Origin of the sequence: Chitinophaga filiformis, assembly GCF_021646545.1 — a bacterium.
Classification (GTDB): domain Bacteria; phylum Bacteroidota; class Bacteroidia; order Chitinophagales; family Chitinophagaceae; genus Chitinophaga; species Chitinophaga filiformis_A.
Genome location: NZ_JAKIRP010000021.1, coordinates 1 through 17,684, shown reverse-complemented (window position 1 = coordinate 17,684; position 17,684 = coordinate 1). Strand labels below are relative to the sequence as shown.

The window sequence follows — 17,684 nt, the reverse complement described above, 5'->3', positions numbered from 1 at the left end:
CCCGCCATTCCCATCTGAAACCGCTGCTACTTCCGCTCTCCCCATGACATTTATAGGGCTTGCTTATCACGACGATAATGGTACATCGTTTCATCATACCCGACCCATACCCGACGTATACTGGACGCATCCCCGACGCATCGCTGGACATGAACACCTCAAAAGGAGGCCTTGCCTTTCTTCTCCAGGAACCCCACAGATAACTGTCATGATGGCATCAATCAACCATGAATACTATCTATCGCCCCATATTTTCCGGTATGCTAAAGGCATATCAAAGGCATAGTAAAGGCATGGTAAAGGTATGGTAACAAGGTCGGAATTGACCTACCCTAAAATCACTGACAATATTACCGCTCCACCGGAGTAGTCTCCTCCCATGCCCGCTCCAACAACTTCCGCACAACCGCAAACCTTCCCTGTAACATATGCGATTGCATTAACGGATAGAACTGATCATGTGTAGCATGGAAACCCATGTAAAACACCCAGAATCCCAATCCCAGGTAAGGTATCGCCGCCAGTTCTTCTTCACTAAGGGCGCGTTCGGAACGGTAGGCATCCACGAAAAGAGACCAGGTCCTTTCCCGCTGTTCCGCCGTCAGGCGGCCGAGGTGGGTATCTAAGAGCAATTGTTGCTGGAAGGTCATGAGGTCATGGGCCAGCCAGCCTTTTCCGAAGAAATCAAAATCGAAAAAGGTAATGTTATCCTTTGTGTCAAAGTGGAAGTTCTTTGGCAGGAAATCAAAATGGCAATAGCCGGAAGAAAAATGGGAAGTATCCAGTTGCGAAAGGAAAGTCTTCACTTTATCTGCCGACTGTAATAACCACTCATAAGTCGCCGGATCTTCATTGAAATAATCTTTTACGGCAGCCAGTGGTTGAAATAAGGTCGTTTCCAGGTCAAATGTCCATCGGTCATTACTCAACTGTATCTGCGATGAGATGTTATGAAAACGGGCCATTTCCCGCCCAAAATTATAAAGCTGGATATCCGACAGTATATTATGGGAACGCCCTTCGGCATAACTGAACAGTACTGCATGGCGGGTGCCTTCAGCTCCCGGCAGCGACTGGATATAATGACCGTCTTTATCTGCCAGGGGATAGGATACGGATACCTGGGCCGTATGTAAGGCCGTCAGCAATTCCACTTCGGCTTGTATATTACCCAGGGTGCGGTGAGATGGCCTGTAAATGCGCAAAATGAATCGCTCGTTGGCGGAGCTGACCAGGTAAGTATCACCTACACCGCGTACGATAAACCGGCACTCAAGGGATCCGATTGTATACTGCTGACTGATATAAGAGGCTAAGGCAGTAGGGCTTAGGGTCGAATAAAGGGTCGGGAAAACAGTTTGCATGGCGCAAATATAAGATTCTTTACTTGCCCTGATTGTATACAATGTTTGTACATTTGAATACATGTGCGTACATTTGTCTCAGGTCTTAACAAACAGATATATGAGGATATTCACCACGTTCTTAATTATTTCGCTTTTCCTATCAGCCTTCGGGGCACCACTCTCTGCACAAAAAACGGATAACAGGGAGCTTTCACTTACTATTCGCAACGATGCGCGGCTGGACTCGATACAGGCCCGTGCACTGCGGCTGCTGACGGGCTTCAATGCCGGTACGTCTTATGGGGAGGTCTGGATCAGGGACCTCAATACCTTCATTAAAGGTTCCCTGAAGGTACATGCTGCAGAGAAGGTTCGGGACATACTGCTGCTCTTCTTTAAAATGCAGGGTAACGGCGGAGATATAGTTGATGGATACATAGATATCAAAAAAGCATCGGCCGGTTACGAATTCCGCTATTTTCCCGCCGCGCCTGAATGGGTAGCGCATAAAAATACCGTGGAAACCGACCAGGAATCTTCTCTCATCCAGGCCATCAGAAAGTACATAGATGTAACAGGCGATACATCTATTCTGCAGGAAAAAATAGGAGAGAAGACAGTTATCCGGAGGATGGAGGAAGCGCTCATCTACGTTCACAACGAGCGATGGTCAGAAAAGTATGGATTGGTAAAAGGCGCCACCACCGTTGACTGGGGTGATGTACAGCCGGAAACCGGTTGGGGCGTAACCATTAATCATAAAACGAAATGGGCCGTTGATATATACGATAATGCCATGTATCTGATTGCCATACAGGATTTCCTGGCAATAAAACCTGCCACCTATCAGCCCACTGAAAACTGGACAAACATTGCCCGGCAGATCAGTGAGAACGTACGCAAACATCTGTGGGAATCAGCAGCGCAGAAGTATATTCCTCATCTCTACCTGGATGGAAGTCCTTTCCACGCTTCATTCAACGAAAAGAAAATACTTTACACCGGTGGCTCTGCCTGTGCTATATTGGCCGGTTTGCACACCCCTAAAGAAATTGCCGCTATTAACAGGCAAATGGTGGATGCTGCTGCCAAAGAGAAATTCGCCACCATTGGTATAACAGTCTATCCGCCTTATCCCGCAGCGGAATTCCCGAACATGCACCCTTACATTTACCAGAACGGTGGCGACTGGACATGGTTCGGCGGCCGGATGATACAAGCCCTCATCGCCAACGGTTTTATGAAGGAAGCCTGGGACGAACTCCAGCCGATCATCGCCAGAACTATCGCCCGTAACGGCTTCTACGAATGGTACGATGTACGTACCGGCGAACCGAAAGGCTCGGGCGATTTCAGAGGTGAAGCAGGCGTCCTGTTTGACACAATCACGATGTTGAGGGAATGGGCCGAAAAGAATAAATAGCAGGCATTACTAATCCAGACGGTATACGAACGAAAAGCAGGCGTCCTGTTTGATACCATCACGATGCTGAGGGAATTGGCCGAAGAGAATAAATAGCAAGCACACTAGTGGGACGGTATTCAGACGAAGAAGCAACCGGTTTGAGGCGGACTTAAGTGAACTTATGCCGCTGGAGGGCTTAAATACAGTAGCTCAGGCCAATAACAGGAACTCACTAAGTATAACGGTTTCAGGTGGGAATCACTGGCCTTAGTTGTTTGAAGCGCTCACACGATTGACAGGGGTTTAATACCTATTCTATCGCCCATACGATTCCCAATGCTTAATCGTCCGTAGCTTCAAAGAACTACAGCCAGTGATCCCAGCCTGAAACCGAAGTATCGTAATCAATAGCACTTACATAGCAGCACATAATCGATAACTTAGATCCAGCCTGAAACGGAAGTATCGTAATCAATAACACTTAAAAAGCCCCGGGAAATACATCCCGGGGCTTTCTACACTGAAAGAAATTATTATTTCAACAGATCATCAAACAGGATCGCTGTATAATAAATACCCCCTGCTTTCGGATTACCATAAGAAGTCTGGAAATAATGGTTCGTAATGTTAGAACCACCTACTTTGATAGTAGCCCTGATCTTCGGTATCCTGTAATTAACCTGCGCATCCACGGTGCTGTAAGCAGACACAGTACCTCTTACAAAGCTGGAACTCCATACAAACGCATCCTGCCAACGGTACATCACATTAAACCCTAAGTTCTTCGCGATGTTCTTATTTGCAAGACCGATATTGAAACGGTATTTAGGCGTGTTGAAGGCATTGTCAAGTTCTCCTTTATTGTTCGTAAGGTCGTTGTAAGAGAAGTTGCCCGACAGCGTCCAGCTATTGATCAGGTAATCCAGACCAATCGCACCACCCTGTGCCTTAACTGTTTCCGGATTATTTACGTAGGTCGCAAATATCCTGGCGCTGCTCAGGGTCGGATCCTGTGCCAGTGGAACAGTAGGCTGTATCAGTGCTGTATAGGACAGGAAGTTCTTATAGGCGCTGTAGTAGTAATAAGCATCGATCAGCAGGCGGTTTTTGATGAGGCCCTTGTACCCGATCTCATAGGCGCTTACACTTTCAGGCCTGAACTTACCGAAGGTATATTGCTGCAGTTGGGTAGGATCGCCGGTGGCAGCATAACGCTGTACGCTCGCCTGCGTATAACCTTTGTTGTTGTAGAGGTTATACTTGGTCAGCAGTTCCGGTAAACCACCTATCAGACGGGTGTTGGCGCGGATAGGCAGGTCGATGTACTGATCCTGGTTGGTAGGATTGCGGTAAGCTGTCTGGAATGACAGGCGGATATTGTGACGGGGAGCTACAGTAAACACACCGGATATACGAGGTGTAAACCTGCCGTCGAAATTTTCGTTCTTATCATAACGAACAGAACCAGTCAGCTTGATCCTGTCATTCACCAGTTTCTTACCCACCTGCAGATAAGCACCTATTTCATCGATCTTGATACGGCCGGCGCCATCATCGAAGATGGTACCGTCAGAGTTCAGGGAATACCTGCGGAAAGCAGTACCTGCCTGTACTTCCAATACTTTCAGATGATCGGTGAAATCATAGAAACCTTCGTAGTGGTACAGGTTTGTTTTATCGTTGAACTTAGCTCCGTTCCTGCCTGCGCCGAAACCGATATAGTTGCTGGTGATAGTCTCTTTCGCCAGGTTGAATTGCGCGCTGCCAGGTACCAACCTGTTCCTGTCAGCTACAGACCGGGCAATAGCATGTGCCTGCGCATCTGTCTTTACGCCTGGTGCAGGCTGGAAGACACCTGCACGTGCCTGGTTGTAAACAGTAGCGTATTCTGCAAACCATCCACCGGTTACATTACCGTCATTGTCCCTGATCACGCTTGGATTATAAGCTTCATTCAGCAGGGTACCCAATGCAGTGGCATTGTACGCTTCACCGGAACGTTCCTGGGTAGTATAACCACGTACGAAGAAGCGTTTACCTCTTACTTCGATCTTATACTGACCCAGGTTAAATTTGCGCAGGGAATAACGGTCAGAGCCGGTATACACAGTAGTACCGGTTCCCCAGTTACCCTGGATGATGGCCTCCGTATTGTCTGTGATCTTATAATGGAATGCAGCGCCTGTTTTCAGGCTTTTTGTGCTGTAATCAACCAGGTCTCTTTCAGCGTAACCTGTACGGGACACTGCCTGTCCGTTGAGCAATCCCCCTGCAGCACCAAAAGTAGTGGTGATCTCATCACCGTAAACGTTGACACCGTCGTAATTAGGATCCGCAGCATTAGAGAAACCTGCTTTTGTACGCAGGTTTAACCTGTCAAAATTCGTCGAATCCACCGCCTGCCAGTCGTCGGCCTTCATGTACCCGAAATTGAGCTTAAAGGCGAACTTACCAAAGGCTTTGGCGTATCGTGCGGTGATGTCAGGAATGAAGCCGATCTGGTCCTGCTGCTTTTTGCCTACATGGTTAATACCTGCCTGCAGTTTCAGGCTCAGGCCCTGGTAATCGAAAGGGCTTTTACTGGTCATAAGTAATGTACCGTTCATGCCTCCTGCACCATAGAGTGCGGAGGATGCGCCCGGCAGCAGTTCCACACTGGCTACGTCCAGTTCGGAGATGCCGACAATGTTACCTACTGAGAAGTTCAGGCCCGGCGCCTGGTTGTCCATACCGTCCATCAGCTGATTAAAACGGGTGTTACCATTGGTATTGAAACCCCTGGTGGTAATGGTACGGAAGGTAAGGCTCTGTACGCTGGATTCAACGCCTTTGAGGGAAGGCAGGGCATCATAGAAACTAGGGGTAGGAGATTCCCGTATGGCCGTCGCATTGAGCTTCTCAATAGATACCGGCGATTCCAGTATACTTTGAGACACACGGCTGGCGGCAACTACGATCTCTTCTCCCAGGATCTCCGTAGAAGCGAGTTGCACAGTAATGTTGCCCGCACTGTTCACCACCACCGGGGCGCTGCTGTACCCCACGGAGGAAAATACCAGCGTGATCGGGAACTGGCGGGTCGTGTTGAATCTGAAATTTCCGCTACCATCAGTGATGGTACCGGCAAGTGAGCCTTTAACACTGACAGTGACTCCCGGTAAAGGGTTGCCAGTTGTTTTGTCTGTTACAGTACCTGTTACTGTCTGTTGTTGCTGTCCATAGACCCGTGTAGACAAGTTTATGAGCAACAAAAGGGCGCACAAACAGGTGAGTTGTAGATAGTTCTTCATACTGTGGCGATTTAGGATGATCTTGGGATTACGTATACGTTTTGATGAATGTAAGGAAAATAGTTGAATAGTCGACAGGCGACATTTTATAGGTAACAACCCACTTCTTATTATGTTTGAAGTGCAATAAGAATCTGTTGCAGACGATGTTAAACCACATGCATCTGCTGATGCTGCATAACCCCACTGCCGGTTCCCCGACTGTGTACTAGTACTTCATTTTGAGATGGCCTGATTGATTTCCAGTTATTTGCCTCAGCTGATAATATTATTTTTCTTTCTATGTGTCTGCCTGCTTATATTTAGGTATTATTTAAGAGAATACAGTACACGAATATCACCACTGTTACCCTATGCCTGCACATCAATTAAGCCCTATAGCCGTTATACGGTTATTCCCGTTGCCTGTTGCGTTACGTAGTTTATCCCGCACGAAATATGTTGCCCGGATCATCTTTTGGTTTGCCGTGATATGGTCCTGTTTATTGCCTGGCAGAACGCGGGCACAGGCATATCCTAATCCGGAAGTTACCATGTATATGGTGTTTGAAGGTAGCATCAACGCGCTCTATGTAATGGACGCCGACCAAATGATGCGCTATCCCACCTATGTAGGTAGTAATGGCAGCAACAATATCATGAGGGTTACCAATGTTGTATACCCCGTTGCCAGTTTAACTTACCTCGGTGCGGGAGTAGAATATTGGACAGTAGCCGTATCGCCTACCGGTCCATCAGAATCCTTATGCTACCCGATCACAGAGAGTGCCTTGAACAATACCAGTCTGCTCGCAGATATTCCGGTATACAAGTGTACGCCCCTGGTGGATGGTACGCCCACAGAATCCTTGTCCTCCCGCGTCCGCTTCATGGTGGTGATGATCACCCCTCCGCCGCTCGAAAGCAGCTCTTTCAATAAAACGATCTGCGCGGGAGCGTCCGTACAGTTTTCCGAAACCGGTACTGTTGTAGGCCCTTCAGACAGGTACATGAAGAAAACGGTAGAGTGGGAGTATTCGCTGAATGGTGCTGGTTGGCAGCCAATGGGGACATCAGCGAATGAACACCTGAATTTTACTCCGCTTCAGCGGATCCCCGAAGTAAAGAACGCCAGGCAGTCGGCAAGATTTCATTACCGGTATAAAATAGAATATCCGAGCGCTACTTTGTATTCTCCCTATAGTCCGGCTTCAGACCCTATCGATATCCTTCCGGCGCCTCCCTCGTTACGCGATCGTAGTGCCGTTGATAGCACCGCTTCCTGTAAAGGAATGGAGACCGGCAGCATCCGTATAGCGGGCAGCAATATTGCCAGTGCATTCGGTGAAATGAGGTGGCTCCTGCGCAAAGGCAATGTTACCGAACCATGTGATCCTGGCAACCCCACGAGTTGTGGTAATCTGGACAAATGGAGCCCGGGAAACGTACGGGTTTCAGACGGTATTGATATCCGCGGACTAGCGCCGGACGTCTACTCACTCTGGATAATCAATCCCGGAGAAAATGCCGGAAGCTGTTATGCCCCGGTTGTCATTACAGTAGGGGAACTGGCAGAACTTACCGCGGCTGAAGATAATACCCGTCATAAGAACGTAAGTTGCTACGGTGGTAACGATGGTACGATCGGTATCACCGCAGCAGGAGCCGATCCTGGTGGTACCTACACGTTTACGCTCTTATCCGGCGGTGTGCCAATTATTACAGACAGGCCGGGAACAGGAAAAAGCGTTTTATTTGAACAACTGCCGGCCGGTACTTACAGGGTACAGGTAAAGAACAGTACCTGTAACACTACCATTGCTGTTACCGGAAATATCCTTATCACACAGCCACCACGTGTCAGCGGATACCTGGCAGCCACTTCTCCGAAATGTGTCTCTCCCGGTGATGGCGCTATCGATATACAAGCCAGTGCAACAGATGGTGCTGTAGCTAACTATGCATTCAATCTCTATCGCAATGGTGATCCTGCTCCGTTTAAACAATCAGGTGCCGTGATGACAGACCGCTATACCTTCACAGATCTGCCGGGAGGTAATTACCGGGTAGAGGTGCTTAACAGCGATGTAAATTGTCCCGGATGGGATAGTACGGTAACATTGAGTACGCTCATTCCGCTCACACTGAATATCGATCCTGTAGATTCTATCAGTTGTTATGGCGCACGTGAAGGCAGGCTGGTATGTACTGCTACCGGAGGCTCCGGTGCATACGAATACACGCTGCTGCAAAACAATACATCCATCGCTACAAATACAACAGGCGTCTTCACAGATCTTTTTGCGGGCAATTATACTGTCACCGCGAAGAATCAGGGTAATACCTGTAACGATCAGGCAACAAAGAGCATCAGCATCTACGAACGGAGCGCATTGCAGGTAAACCTGCAACAAACGCCTATCAGCTGTTATGGTGAAGATGATGCGCTCATTAAGTCGGTCGTAAATGGTGGCTCAGGTAGTTATTATTATCACTGGCAGGAACTGAAGAATGGCGCCTGGTCCGACAATACGATCTGGCTCGGCACAGATACGCAGATAGAGGCCTTAGCTGCCGGCACCTATCATCTCATCATCACTGACAATAAAGCTCCGGGCTGCTCTGCAACTTCTACGGAAAGCACTGTACAGGCGGCAACAACAGTGAAGATCGCAGGTATCACTGTACATGATGCGGTGTGCCTTGCCGATGGTGCTCATATCGAAATGACCGGAGCGGGTGGTACAGGTACTTACCTGTATGAATGGTCAGTCGACGGCGGCGCCTATCAACCTTTCACGGCTGACACAGATATCCATACTGCCGGTACTTATAAACTTCGTCTATCAGATGGACATGGCTGTATCGTAGATGCTGCTGCAAGTTATGCGATCATCATGCCAGCTGCACCGGTAAGTTTTACCAGCACACTGTCTGACTATGCCGGATATAACATTTCCTGTAAAGGTAATGACAACGGTTTTGCACAGATCACCGCTACCGGTGGCAACGGCGGTAATTACAGTGGTTACCTGTATGCGTTGGACAATAACCCTTACAGCGATGCAGCGCTGGTAGAACATATCAATGCCGGTACACATACGCTCCACGTAAAAGATGGCCGTGGCTGTATTGTATCCCAGCAGATCACTATGACAGAGCCAGCTGCTATACTTGGTTTAACAGTAAGTAACAAAGAGCACAACGGTTGTGGCGCTGACCCTATAGGAACGATCAGCGTAGCACCACAGGGAGGCACTGCCCCTTACAAATATGCAATTGCAGATCAACCATGGCAGGACAATCCTGTTTTCACGGGTCTTACTGCGAAGGACTATCGGCTGCAGGTGCGGGATGCTGCTGGTTGTACAACAGATATCACCACAACATTGACATCTCTTTATACATCATTAACTGCCACCGCCGATATTACCAACGTGAACTGTTACGGTGAATCCAATGGAGCCCTGAAACTCCATGTCAGCGGCGGTGATGGCAATTATAACTATCAATGGAATGATCCCGCCATCTCTGGTGATGGCGCCGAAAATATCGCAGCAGGCGATTACACCGTGACTATCACAGACAGTAAAGGTTGCAAACAAGCGCTTACCTACACTGTTTCCCAGCCAGCACTTTTAACGCTGGAAGTCAGTGCACCGCCTGTATGTGATGGTCTTGGAGACGGTACGCTCAGTACACTTGTAACAGGAGGTACTACGCCATATCAGTATGCGCTGGATCAGAGCAGCTGGTTGCCTGCGGGTACGTTCAACGGATTAACGCCGGGTAATTATCACATCGCAGTAAAGGATGCCCATAACTGTACAGTAGATCAGGATGTCACAATCAGCAAGGCGAACACAAAACCGGATATCAACTTCCTCGTCGCCTCCCGTAAGAATGCCTTCGATACCCTTGTCATTAAAGAGATCAATGTACCAGCACCGGACAATGTGAGCTGGAACTATCATCCTGCTGCTGTGCTCTTAGGTAATGAGAACGGCACGCCGCTCATTAAGTTCACCGATCCCGGAAGCTATTGGGTAGAAATGACAGCCACTTTTGGTACATGTACCTATGTGCTGCGCAAGGACCTGGAAATAGGTAACTACGATCCCAATGCCGGACCAGGCTACAGTGTGCCGGTGCATGTTATCGACACCGTGACGCTGTCACCCAATCCCAACAACGGCAATTTCAACTTTAAGATAAAACTGAACCGTAAACAGCAGGTTGTTGCTTATGTATACGACATGAATGGCATCATAGCGGGTAAGAAACAGTATGCACCAACGCTGCTGATAGACGATTCTTTTTCTGTAGGAGGATCGATGACAGGCACATTCATCCTCAGGGTGATAACAGAGACTGAAAGCAGGGATGTGAGGTTCATCATCTCCCGATAGAAAAAATAAAATACTACAAAAAGGAAAAGTCTGCCGACCGGCAGACTTTTCCAATTACATAAGCACAGAATCAACCATTCAATCCATCTTCTGACCTACTTTCCTGTAACCGAGGTAGAAGAACAGTGGGAACACCAGCAGCGTGAGCACGGTGGCAGTGATCAAGCCACCTATTACTACGATCGCCAAGGGTTTGGAAGTCTCAGAACCAATACCTTTGGATAACGCTGCTGGCAATAAGCCAATAGCCGCCATCAACGCTGTCATGACCACAGGGCGTACTCTCGTACGTACCCCATCCCGTATTGCTATTTCAAGAGTGTGATGATTAAATTCATGCCGCTTCACCATTTGCATGTTGTTCTTGAATACCGATATCAGTATCACCCCGTTTTGTATACAGATACCGAACAATGCAATGAATCCGATACCGGCTGAGATGCTGAAGTTTGTCCCTGATATCAGCAAGGCCGCAATGCCCCCAATAATAGCAAATGGCACGTTCAGTAATACCATACCGGCATCCTTCACATTGCCGAACATGACGAACAGGATCAGGAAAATGATCAGGAGACTGATAGGCACTACCTGCGTCAGGCGTTTCGTTGCACGCTGCTGGTTTTCAAAGTCGCCAGCCCACTGCATTTCATAACCTTTGTCCAGTTTAACCTGTTTGTCAACTTTGCCCTGGGCTTCGGCTATAACGCTACCCATGTCGCGTCCCCGGATAGAAAATTTAACGGCCGTATATCTTCTGTTATCGTCCCTGAAAATGATACTAGGCCCTGTTAAGGTACGGATGGTGGCAATGTTCTTAATAGGTACCCGTGCACCGCGTAGGGTAGGGACCATTAAATTACTGATTGCTTCTGCGTTGTTGCGGTATTGCTCTTCATAACGTAAACGCAACTGGAATTTGCGCTCTCCTTCATAGATCTGCGTGATAGCCTTACCGCCGATCGCCATTTCGATGATAGCGTTCGCATCCGCTGTAGTAACGCCATAAAGGGCCATTTTATTTTCGTCCAGGTCAATTCTCATTTCCGGCTGACCAATATTCCTGATCACACCCAGATCTTCCACGCCCTGGATGTTCTTCATAATCTCATATACCTGGTTGGCCTTTGCCTCAGTATACGTAAGACTATCCCCATATATCTTCACACAAAGCGAACCTTTTACACCCGATACCGCCTCTTCCACATTGTCCATGATCGGCTGGGAGAAGTTCAAATTCACCCCCGGATATACTTCCAGCTGTTTCTGCATCTTGTCGATCAGCTCTTCTTTTGACAGACCGCTCTTCCATTGTTTCTTCGGATAGATATCTACATGGAATTCAATGTTGTAGAAACCGGTAGCATCTGTACCATCATTCGGACGGCCCGTTTGCGACATCACCTGTTTCACTTCCGGGAAGGCCAGGATGATGCGGCGCATCTTGTTAGCCAATACTTTAGACTCGTCCAGCGATACACTCAGCGGACAGGTAGCACGAATATAGATCGCTCCTTCATCCAGTTCCGGCAGGAACTCCGTTCCCAGGAACCTGAACATGAACAGGCCTACAGCCACCAGCGCCGTCGCTATAATGAGCGTGATGCGCTTATACCGGTAGGTGCGTGAAAAGAGCTTCATCACACCATTAGTGATACCTTCTACAAAGATATTGTGTTTCTCCCGAACATTCTTCCTCAGCAGGATGCTGCTGAGCAGCGGGATCAGCGTTAATGTCAGCACCAATGCTCCCAGCAGGGCAAAACCCAATGTCCAGGCCAGGGGAGAGAACATTTTACCTTCCACTTTCTCAAAAGAGAAGATGGGCAGCAAACCGGCAATGATGATCAGCTTGGAGAAGAAAATGGCCTTACCCAGCTCCCCACCGGTATTTTTGATCAGTCCCAGTTTAGATAGCTTGTTGAAGCGCTCCATCCCCAGCTGGTGCTGCTTCTGATCCAGCAATACAAAGATCCCTTCCACCATCACGACGGCGCCGTCAATGATGATACCGAAGTCTATCGCCCCCATCGATAACAGGTTGGCCGACATCCCTTTGAGAGTCAGGCAGATGAACGCAAATAGCAACGCAAGTGGTATCACAATGGCCACAATTACCGTCGTACGCCAGTCGGCCATGAACAGGAACACGATCACTGTTACGAAAATGATCCCCTCCAGCATGTTGTGCAACACCGTGTGCGTAGCAAACTCAATCAGGTTGTTACGGTTGTAGAACGTATTGATCTTCACATCTGAAGGCAATACTTTTTCATTCAGATAGTTGATCCTTTCCTCTACACGTTTGATCACCTCACTGGGATTCTCTCCCTTACGCATTACGATGATACCTTCCACCACATCGTTCTGCTTGTCGCGACCCACCTGTCCCAGACGGGGCAGACTGGATACCGACACCTGTGCAATATCTTTGACAAGTATGGGTGTGTTGTTGATGTTGTCAACAATGATATTGCCTATCTCTTCCTCATTGTTCAGCAGACCGATACCACGTACCACATAAGCCTGTGAATTATCTACGATCACATCTCCGCCCACATTGATATTGCTCTTCGAGATAGCGCTGTATACATCCAGTGGCGTAATATCATAAGATGCTAGTTTCTGCGGATTGACGGTGATCTCGTAAGTCTTCACTTCACCGCCAAAGCTTACCACATCGCCGACACCCGGTACATTCAGCAAACGGCGCTCTATCACCCAGTCCTGTAATGTTTTGAGTTCTTTCACCGTTTTGGTCTTGCTTTCCAGCGTATAACGGAATATCTCTCCCGTTGGTCCTGTAGGCGGCTGTACATCTGGTTCAGCGCCATCAGGGAGTTCCACATCGCGCAACAGGTTGTTGACCTGCTGGCGCGCAAAAGGATCATCTACATTATCATCAAAGATCACCTTCACTACAGACAAACCAAATACAGTAGTAGAACGTACGGAGGTCTTTTTCTGTACAGGGTTCATGGCTATTTCAATAGGAACGGTCACAAACTTCTCTACTTCCTCCGCACTTCTGCCGGGCCATTGTGTGATGATGGTGATCTGTGTATTCGTTACATCCGGGAATGCTTCAATAGGTATATTTCTGAAGGCTATGACGCCCCATACGATGAGGACGACCGTAGCAAAACCTATGAAGAGCCTGTTCTTCAGGGAAAAGGCAATGACTGATTTTATTATTTTCTGCATGAGATCCGGCTTGGCTAGTTAAGGTTAAGAGCATCATAAATAAAGACCTGTGAACTGGTTACCACCTGTTCACCTTCCTGCAGACCGGTGATGAAGGCCCGGTCATCAATGCGGCGTAGAAGGTTGATCTGGCGTATTTCCAGCCCTGTCGGTTTCTTTACGATCACATACTGTTTACTGTTGTCCATCACCATGGCTTTAGCAGGAATGCTCAGAACAGCGCCGGTAGGTTTGGCGCTCACCTTCACTGTGGCAAACATCTCCGGTTTCAGTTCACCGCTGGCATTCGGCATGCTGATACGCACCTGCATAGTACGGTTGGCAGGATCCAGTACATTGTACACCTTGTCTATTTTACCTGTGTATTCCTTATCGGGATCAGCGAGTGTCTTTACCTTCACTTCGTCACCCAAACGGATATTTGAAATATCTGATTCATATACATTGGCGATGATCCATACGGTGGATAGATCGGCAATGGTGAACAGCGCATTGCTGTTATCCTGGCGTACTTCAGAGTTGTTGGAGATGTTCTTTTCTATAACATAACCGCTGATAGGTGCTTTCAATGTATATGCAGCGCTGCTGGCGCCGGTGATATTGGCTACCTGGCGGGCCCTGTTCAGTTCTGATTGTGCTTTCTTATATTCTATCTGTGCAGACAGATAATCCTGCTGCGTAGCGAGGTTGCCTTCGAAGAGGGATTTCTGCGTCTCCATATTTTTCTTTGCCATCTCCAGGCTCGATTCTGCAATAGATACATCGTTGGAAATACCCGCCACTTCAGAGCTTTGCAGTACTGCCAGCACCTGTCCCTGTTTTACGTAGTCGCCCAATTCCACCTGCACACTTTTGAGCTTACCGCTTACCAGGGCATATACTTTGGATTCCTTGCTTTCATCGGGCTGTATCTTGCCATTCAGTTTGATATTTTCTGATGGTTCTTCCATCTTTGCAGCCGCGGTTTCTACGTGTTTGAACAGGCTGTCGGAGATGGCAGGATCATCTTTTTTAACTTCCGGTTCGTGTGAGCCGCAGGCAGAGAGCATGCATACAAAGGCTACGGGAAGAAGATATATGATAAAAGGTTTCATGACTATTGCTGTTATTGTTATTTGTTGAACAAAGTTTTACCGATCGCGAAGTTGAGCGTCTCTATCGCCTGCATCCTGTCATTCTGTAGCTGGTTCAGCTGAAGGATGTTTTCTTTATAGGAATCGTAGAAGTCTGTAAGCTCCAGCAGGCTGATATTCTTCTTCATAAAATTGTCTGTAATGCTATGCAGCAGTTGCTCAAACTGTCCGCGGAATGCAGGATCCACTGACTCCAGCATCTTATCGGTATTGATCGCTTTTACATAGGCCGTCTGTACTTCATTCTCTACGGCCTGTGTCTGTTGTTGTACCAGTAATTTTGTCTGGTCAACACTGAACTTTGCCGCCTTGATATTCCCCTGATTGCGGTTGAAGAAAGGAAGATCTATTCCCAGGTTCAGGAAGGAGGCGTTGTTCACAAAACTGCCTCTCTTATCAAAACTGGCGCCCAGCGTAAGATCGGGTACTGCCATGGCCTTCTGCAGACTATAATTTTGTTGATTGTACTGCAGATTGTTCTGTGCCAGCATGAGGTCCTGCCTGTTGGCATAGGCGCTGTCCACCAGGCTTTGTAAACTGGTCTGCCGTACTTCCGGAATACCGGCGATCGCATTGTCCGGCATATCAGGCGCAAACCAGGAGTGATTGTTCTGCAGCAGCAATTGTAACTCCGCTTCCAGATCATTCACCTGGTTTAACATATTGGTACGCTCTGCCCGCAAACTATACAACAGGGAGCGCAGGCGTACAGCGTCTTTCAGCGTCACCAGCCCTTTCTGCTGCAGATCTTTATAGGTAGCATCCATCTTCTCCAGCGATGCTATCTGCGCTTCATATGCTTTTATAGAGCTCTGGAGATAATACGCCTGGTAGAAGTTGCTACGCAGCGTGAACCTGAGCGTACGCAGGAGATCGAAGAAGGCATTCTCCGCCATTGCTGCATTGGTACGCGCCAGTTGTACCTGTTTGTTTCTTTTTCCTGCCAGGGAGATCAGTTGTTGTATACCGATCTCGTACTGGCCCGTCTGATTACTGATATCGAAGAATTTCTTTCTGTCAGGATTATAGAGGTTACCACTAAGGGTAAGGTTAGGGTTGTTATACAACCGTGCCTGAATGATCTGTGCTTTTGCGATAGAGACATTATACTTTTCCGCCAGCAGCTGCAGGTTCCTGTCAAGGAACTGTTTCTCTGCATCCTCGAGTGTGATGTGCAAGGTATCCTGCGCCTTGGCTGAAATACCGGCAGCGAGCAGTAACAGACAGCAGGTAAGGATCCGGAAAAGTGATGCTACATTGAAGTCCTTACTAGACATATAGAATCGTTTATATTGATATTTGTAAGAAATAGTTGATAATGAGATCGACAATACAGGCATATAAAGGTTTATAGTCAGCCGTTGTAGGCTGCCATAGATACTAGCATGCAGAGATCTTTAGCGTATGTGTATTAAGCCTTGGGTGGGGGTGTGAGGATATCGTAGGCTATTGTACTGATTTTCTGAACGAGCGCCCGGGGGTAAGCAATTGCCAGATCAGTGGTAGATGGTTCTTCTCTGGAGAGGATGATCTGTTGCGCATTAGGCACGTAACTGGTGATACCGGCGCCTGTAAAGTAATGCGCGAGATCATCATCCTCATCCTGTCCGGCAACATCTGTATTGCCCAGCATTACCTCGTTGATCAATTCGAAGAAGGTGTTGATGTCGTTGATCTGGCGTCCGCAGGCGTCATATACGTCTTTCTCATCCGCCACCGGGATGAACATCGTCGTGTTGATGTGAATAAAGAGTAATATGTATGCAATTAGCCTGATCATAGTATTTCTGATACAAATATATATTTGACTATGTAGATAATGCCCTGCCTTAATGAAGTTTAAGGCCATTTTAATCGGATTTTAACTGCGGATGCGGGTGCGCGTAGATTGGTTGATAGCCGTTCTTGGCTGGAAGGTTATTCACGCTAAATAGCCTCAGTTCCCGCATGGGAGGCTGTTGGAGGTTGTTAGTTATTCACGCCAGGCAGCTTCAGTTCCCGCATGGGAGGCTGTTGGAGGTTGTTAGTTATTCACGCCAGGCAGCTTCAGTTCCCGCATGGGAGGCTGTTGGAGGTTGTTAGTTATTCACGCTAGGCAGCTTCAGTTTCCGCATGGGAGACTGTTGGAGGTTGTTAGTTATTTACGCTAAGTAGCTTCGGTTTCAGTATGGGATGTCGGTCGGCGCCTCTCTGGAATGCTATTGGGCCTTGTCAGGCGAATAGGATTTGGATACCGATTTAACTTCGTCGGTCGTGTCGCCGGAGAGCCGAAGGCCCGACATTCCCATCTGAAACCGGTGCTACTTTCGCTCTCCCTCCTGGAATATATTGTCTCTCACTGTAATGGTGGGAGAGTACTTCCGTATAAGACATTGTAAAACTTAAATTGCATATCTGTAAAGCGCATAAGGATTTGAGATCACGTGTAAAGTCAATTCTGCACCTTCATCGTAAAACTGTAACGTTTTCTGTACTAAGACAGCTACAATGGGGGCTGGCCACATATGAGCGGTAATGATCTGATGCCAAACAGGTATGTACTAAGACACTATTCTGTTTAATGCCGTCTTGATACCGCTTTGATACCCATTATCCTACGTTAATCCTACGTTTTAAAACGTAGGATTAACGTAGGATAATGGGTATCAAAGCGGTATCAAAAGCGGTATTAAAGCGAACCGAAACCGAGGTGTCTTAGTACAGAAAAACTTTACAGTTTTTGCAAGAAGTTTCAGGATTGACTTTACAGGTTATTGAAATAATTCATTATTTGCTTTACAGATGCGCAAATTAAGCTTTACAGATGTGCAAATTAAGCTTTACACTGCTATTTCTGTTGTTTTTACCTTCTTTTTAGCGATCCATCTTCGCTTTAATGCTCCACTGGCTAAATGAGCCTGATTAGGCGTCAGATTATTGCA

At 47.7% G+C, this 17,684-nt stretch carries 8 protein-coding genes; 2 read left to right on the top strand and 6 right to left on the bottom strand.

Annotation, left to right across the window (positions count from 1 at the left end):
• Positions 1-350: 350 nt before the first annotated feature.
• Positions 351-1,364, bottom strand: a complete 1,014-nt coding sequence (locus L3C95_RS31855; protein WP_236394709.1) for a phosphotransferase enzyme family protein — start codon at positions 1,362-1,364, stop codon at positions 351-353.
• A gap of 100 nt (positions 1,365-1,464) precedes the next feature.
• On the opposite strand from L3C95_RS31855, the gene L3C95_RS31850 reads away from it, so the two are divergent.
• Positions 1,465-2,769 (top strand): GH36-type glycosyl hydrolase domain-containing protein, encoded by a 1,305-nt coding sequence (locus L3C95_RS31850; RefSeq protein ID WP_236394707.1) that lies wholly within the window; start codon positions 1,465-1,467, stop codon positions 2,767-2,769.
• 515 nt (positions 2,770-3,284) lie between these two features.
• On the opposite strand, the gene L3C95_RS31845 is transcribed toward L3C95_RS31850, so the two are convergent.
• Positions 3,285-6,041, bottom strand: a complete 2,757-nt coding sequence (locus tag L3C95_RS31845; RefSeq protein ID WP_236394705.1) for a TonB-dependent receptor — start codon at positions 6,039-6,041, stop codon at positions 3,285-3,287.
• A 353-nt stretch (positions 6,042-6,394) separates the two neighbouring features.
• Between L3C95_RS31845 and L3C95_RS31840 the strand changes: the two genes are divergently transcribed.
• Positions 6,395-10,429 carry a SprB repeat-containing protein gene (locus tag L3C95_RS31840; protein ID WP_236394703.1) on the top strand — a complete coding sequence of 1,345 codons (4,035 nt, stop codon included), beginning with the start codon at positions 6,395-6,397 and terminating at the stop codon, positions 10,427-10,429.
• A 78-nt stretch (positions 10,430-10,507) separates the two neighbouring features.
• Here the strand turns inward: L3C95_RS31840 and L3C95_RS31835 are convergent, their stop codons facing one another.
• From L3C95_RS31835 to L3C95_RS31820, 4 genes are all read right to left on the bottom strand, one after another.
• Positions 10,508-13,630, bottom strand: a complete 3,123-nt coding sequence (locus tag L3C95_RS31835; RefSeq protein ID WP_236394701.1) for an efflux RND transporter permease subunit — start codon at positions 13,628-13,630, stop codon at positions 10,508-10,510.
• A gap of 14 nt (positions 13,631-13,644) precedes the next feature.
• Positions 13,645-14,724 carry an efflux RND transporter periplasmic adaptor subunit gene (locus L3C95_RS31830; protein ID WP_236394699.1) on the bottom strand — a complete coding sequence of 360 codons (1,080 nt, stop codon included), beginning with the start codon at positions 14,722-14,724 and terminating at the stop codon, positions 13,645-13,647.
• A gap of 17 nt (positions 14,725-14,741) precedes the next feature.
• Entirely contained in the window at positions 14,742-16,040 is a 1,299-nt protein-coding gene (locus L3C95_RS31825) for a TolC family protein (RefSeq protein WP_236394697.1), read from the bottom strand.
• A 134-nt stretch (positions 16,041-16,174) separates the two neighbouring features.
• The gene (locus L3C95_RS31820; protein ID WP_236394695.1) at positions 16,175-16,543 is read right to left on the bottom strand and encodes a hypothetical protein; all 369 of its coding nucleotides are present in this window, start codon (positions 16,541-16,543) and stop codon (positions 16,175-16,177) included.
• Positions 16,544-17,684 lie beyond the last annotated feature (1,141 nt).

Bases quoted from the DNA above. Each gene is read 5' to 3' on its own strand.
- L3C95_RS31855 (WP_236394709.1), bottom strand. From the start codon at position 1,364: ATGCAAACTGTTTTCCCGACCCTTTATTCGACCCTAAGCCCTACTGCC.
- L3C95_RS31850 (WP_236394707.1), top strand. From the start codon at position 1,465: ATGAGGATATTCACCACGTTCTTAATTATTTCGCTTTTCCTATCAGCC.
- L3C95_RS31845 (WP_236394705.1), bottom strand. From the start codon at position 6,041: ATGAAGAACTATCTACAACTCACCTGTTTGTGCGCCCTTTTGTTGCTC.
- L3C95_RS31840 (WP_236394703.1), top strand. From the start codon at position 6,395: ATGCCTGCACATCAATTAAGCCCTATAGCCGTTATACGGTTATTCCCG.
- L3C95_RS31835 (WP_236394701.1), bottom strand. From the start codon at position 13,630: ATGCAGAAAATAATAAAATCAGTCATTGCCTTTTCCCTGAAGAACAGG.
- L3C95_RS31830 (WP_236394699.1), bottom strand. From the start codon at position 14,724: ATGAAACCTTTTATCATATATCTTCTTCCCGTAGCCTTTGTATGCATG.
- L3C95_RS31825 (WP_236394697.1), bottom strand. From the start codon at position 16,040: ATGTCTAGTAAGGACTTCAATGTAGCATCACTTTTCCGGATCCTTACC.
- L3C95_RS31820 (WP_236394695.1), bottom strand. From the start codon at position 16,543: ATGATCAGGCTAATTGCATACATATTACTCTTTATTCACATCAACACG.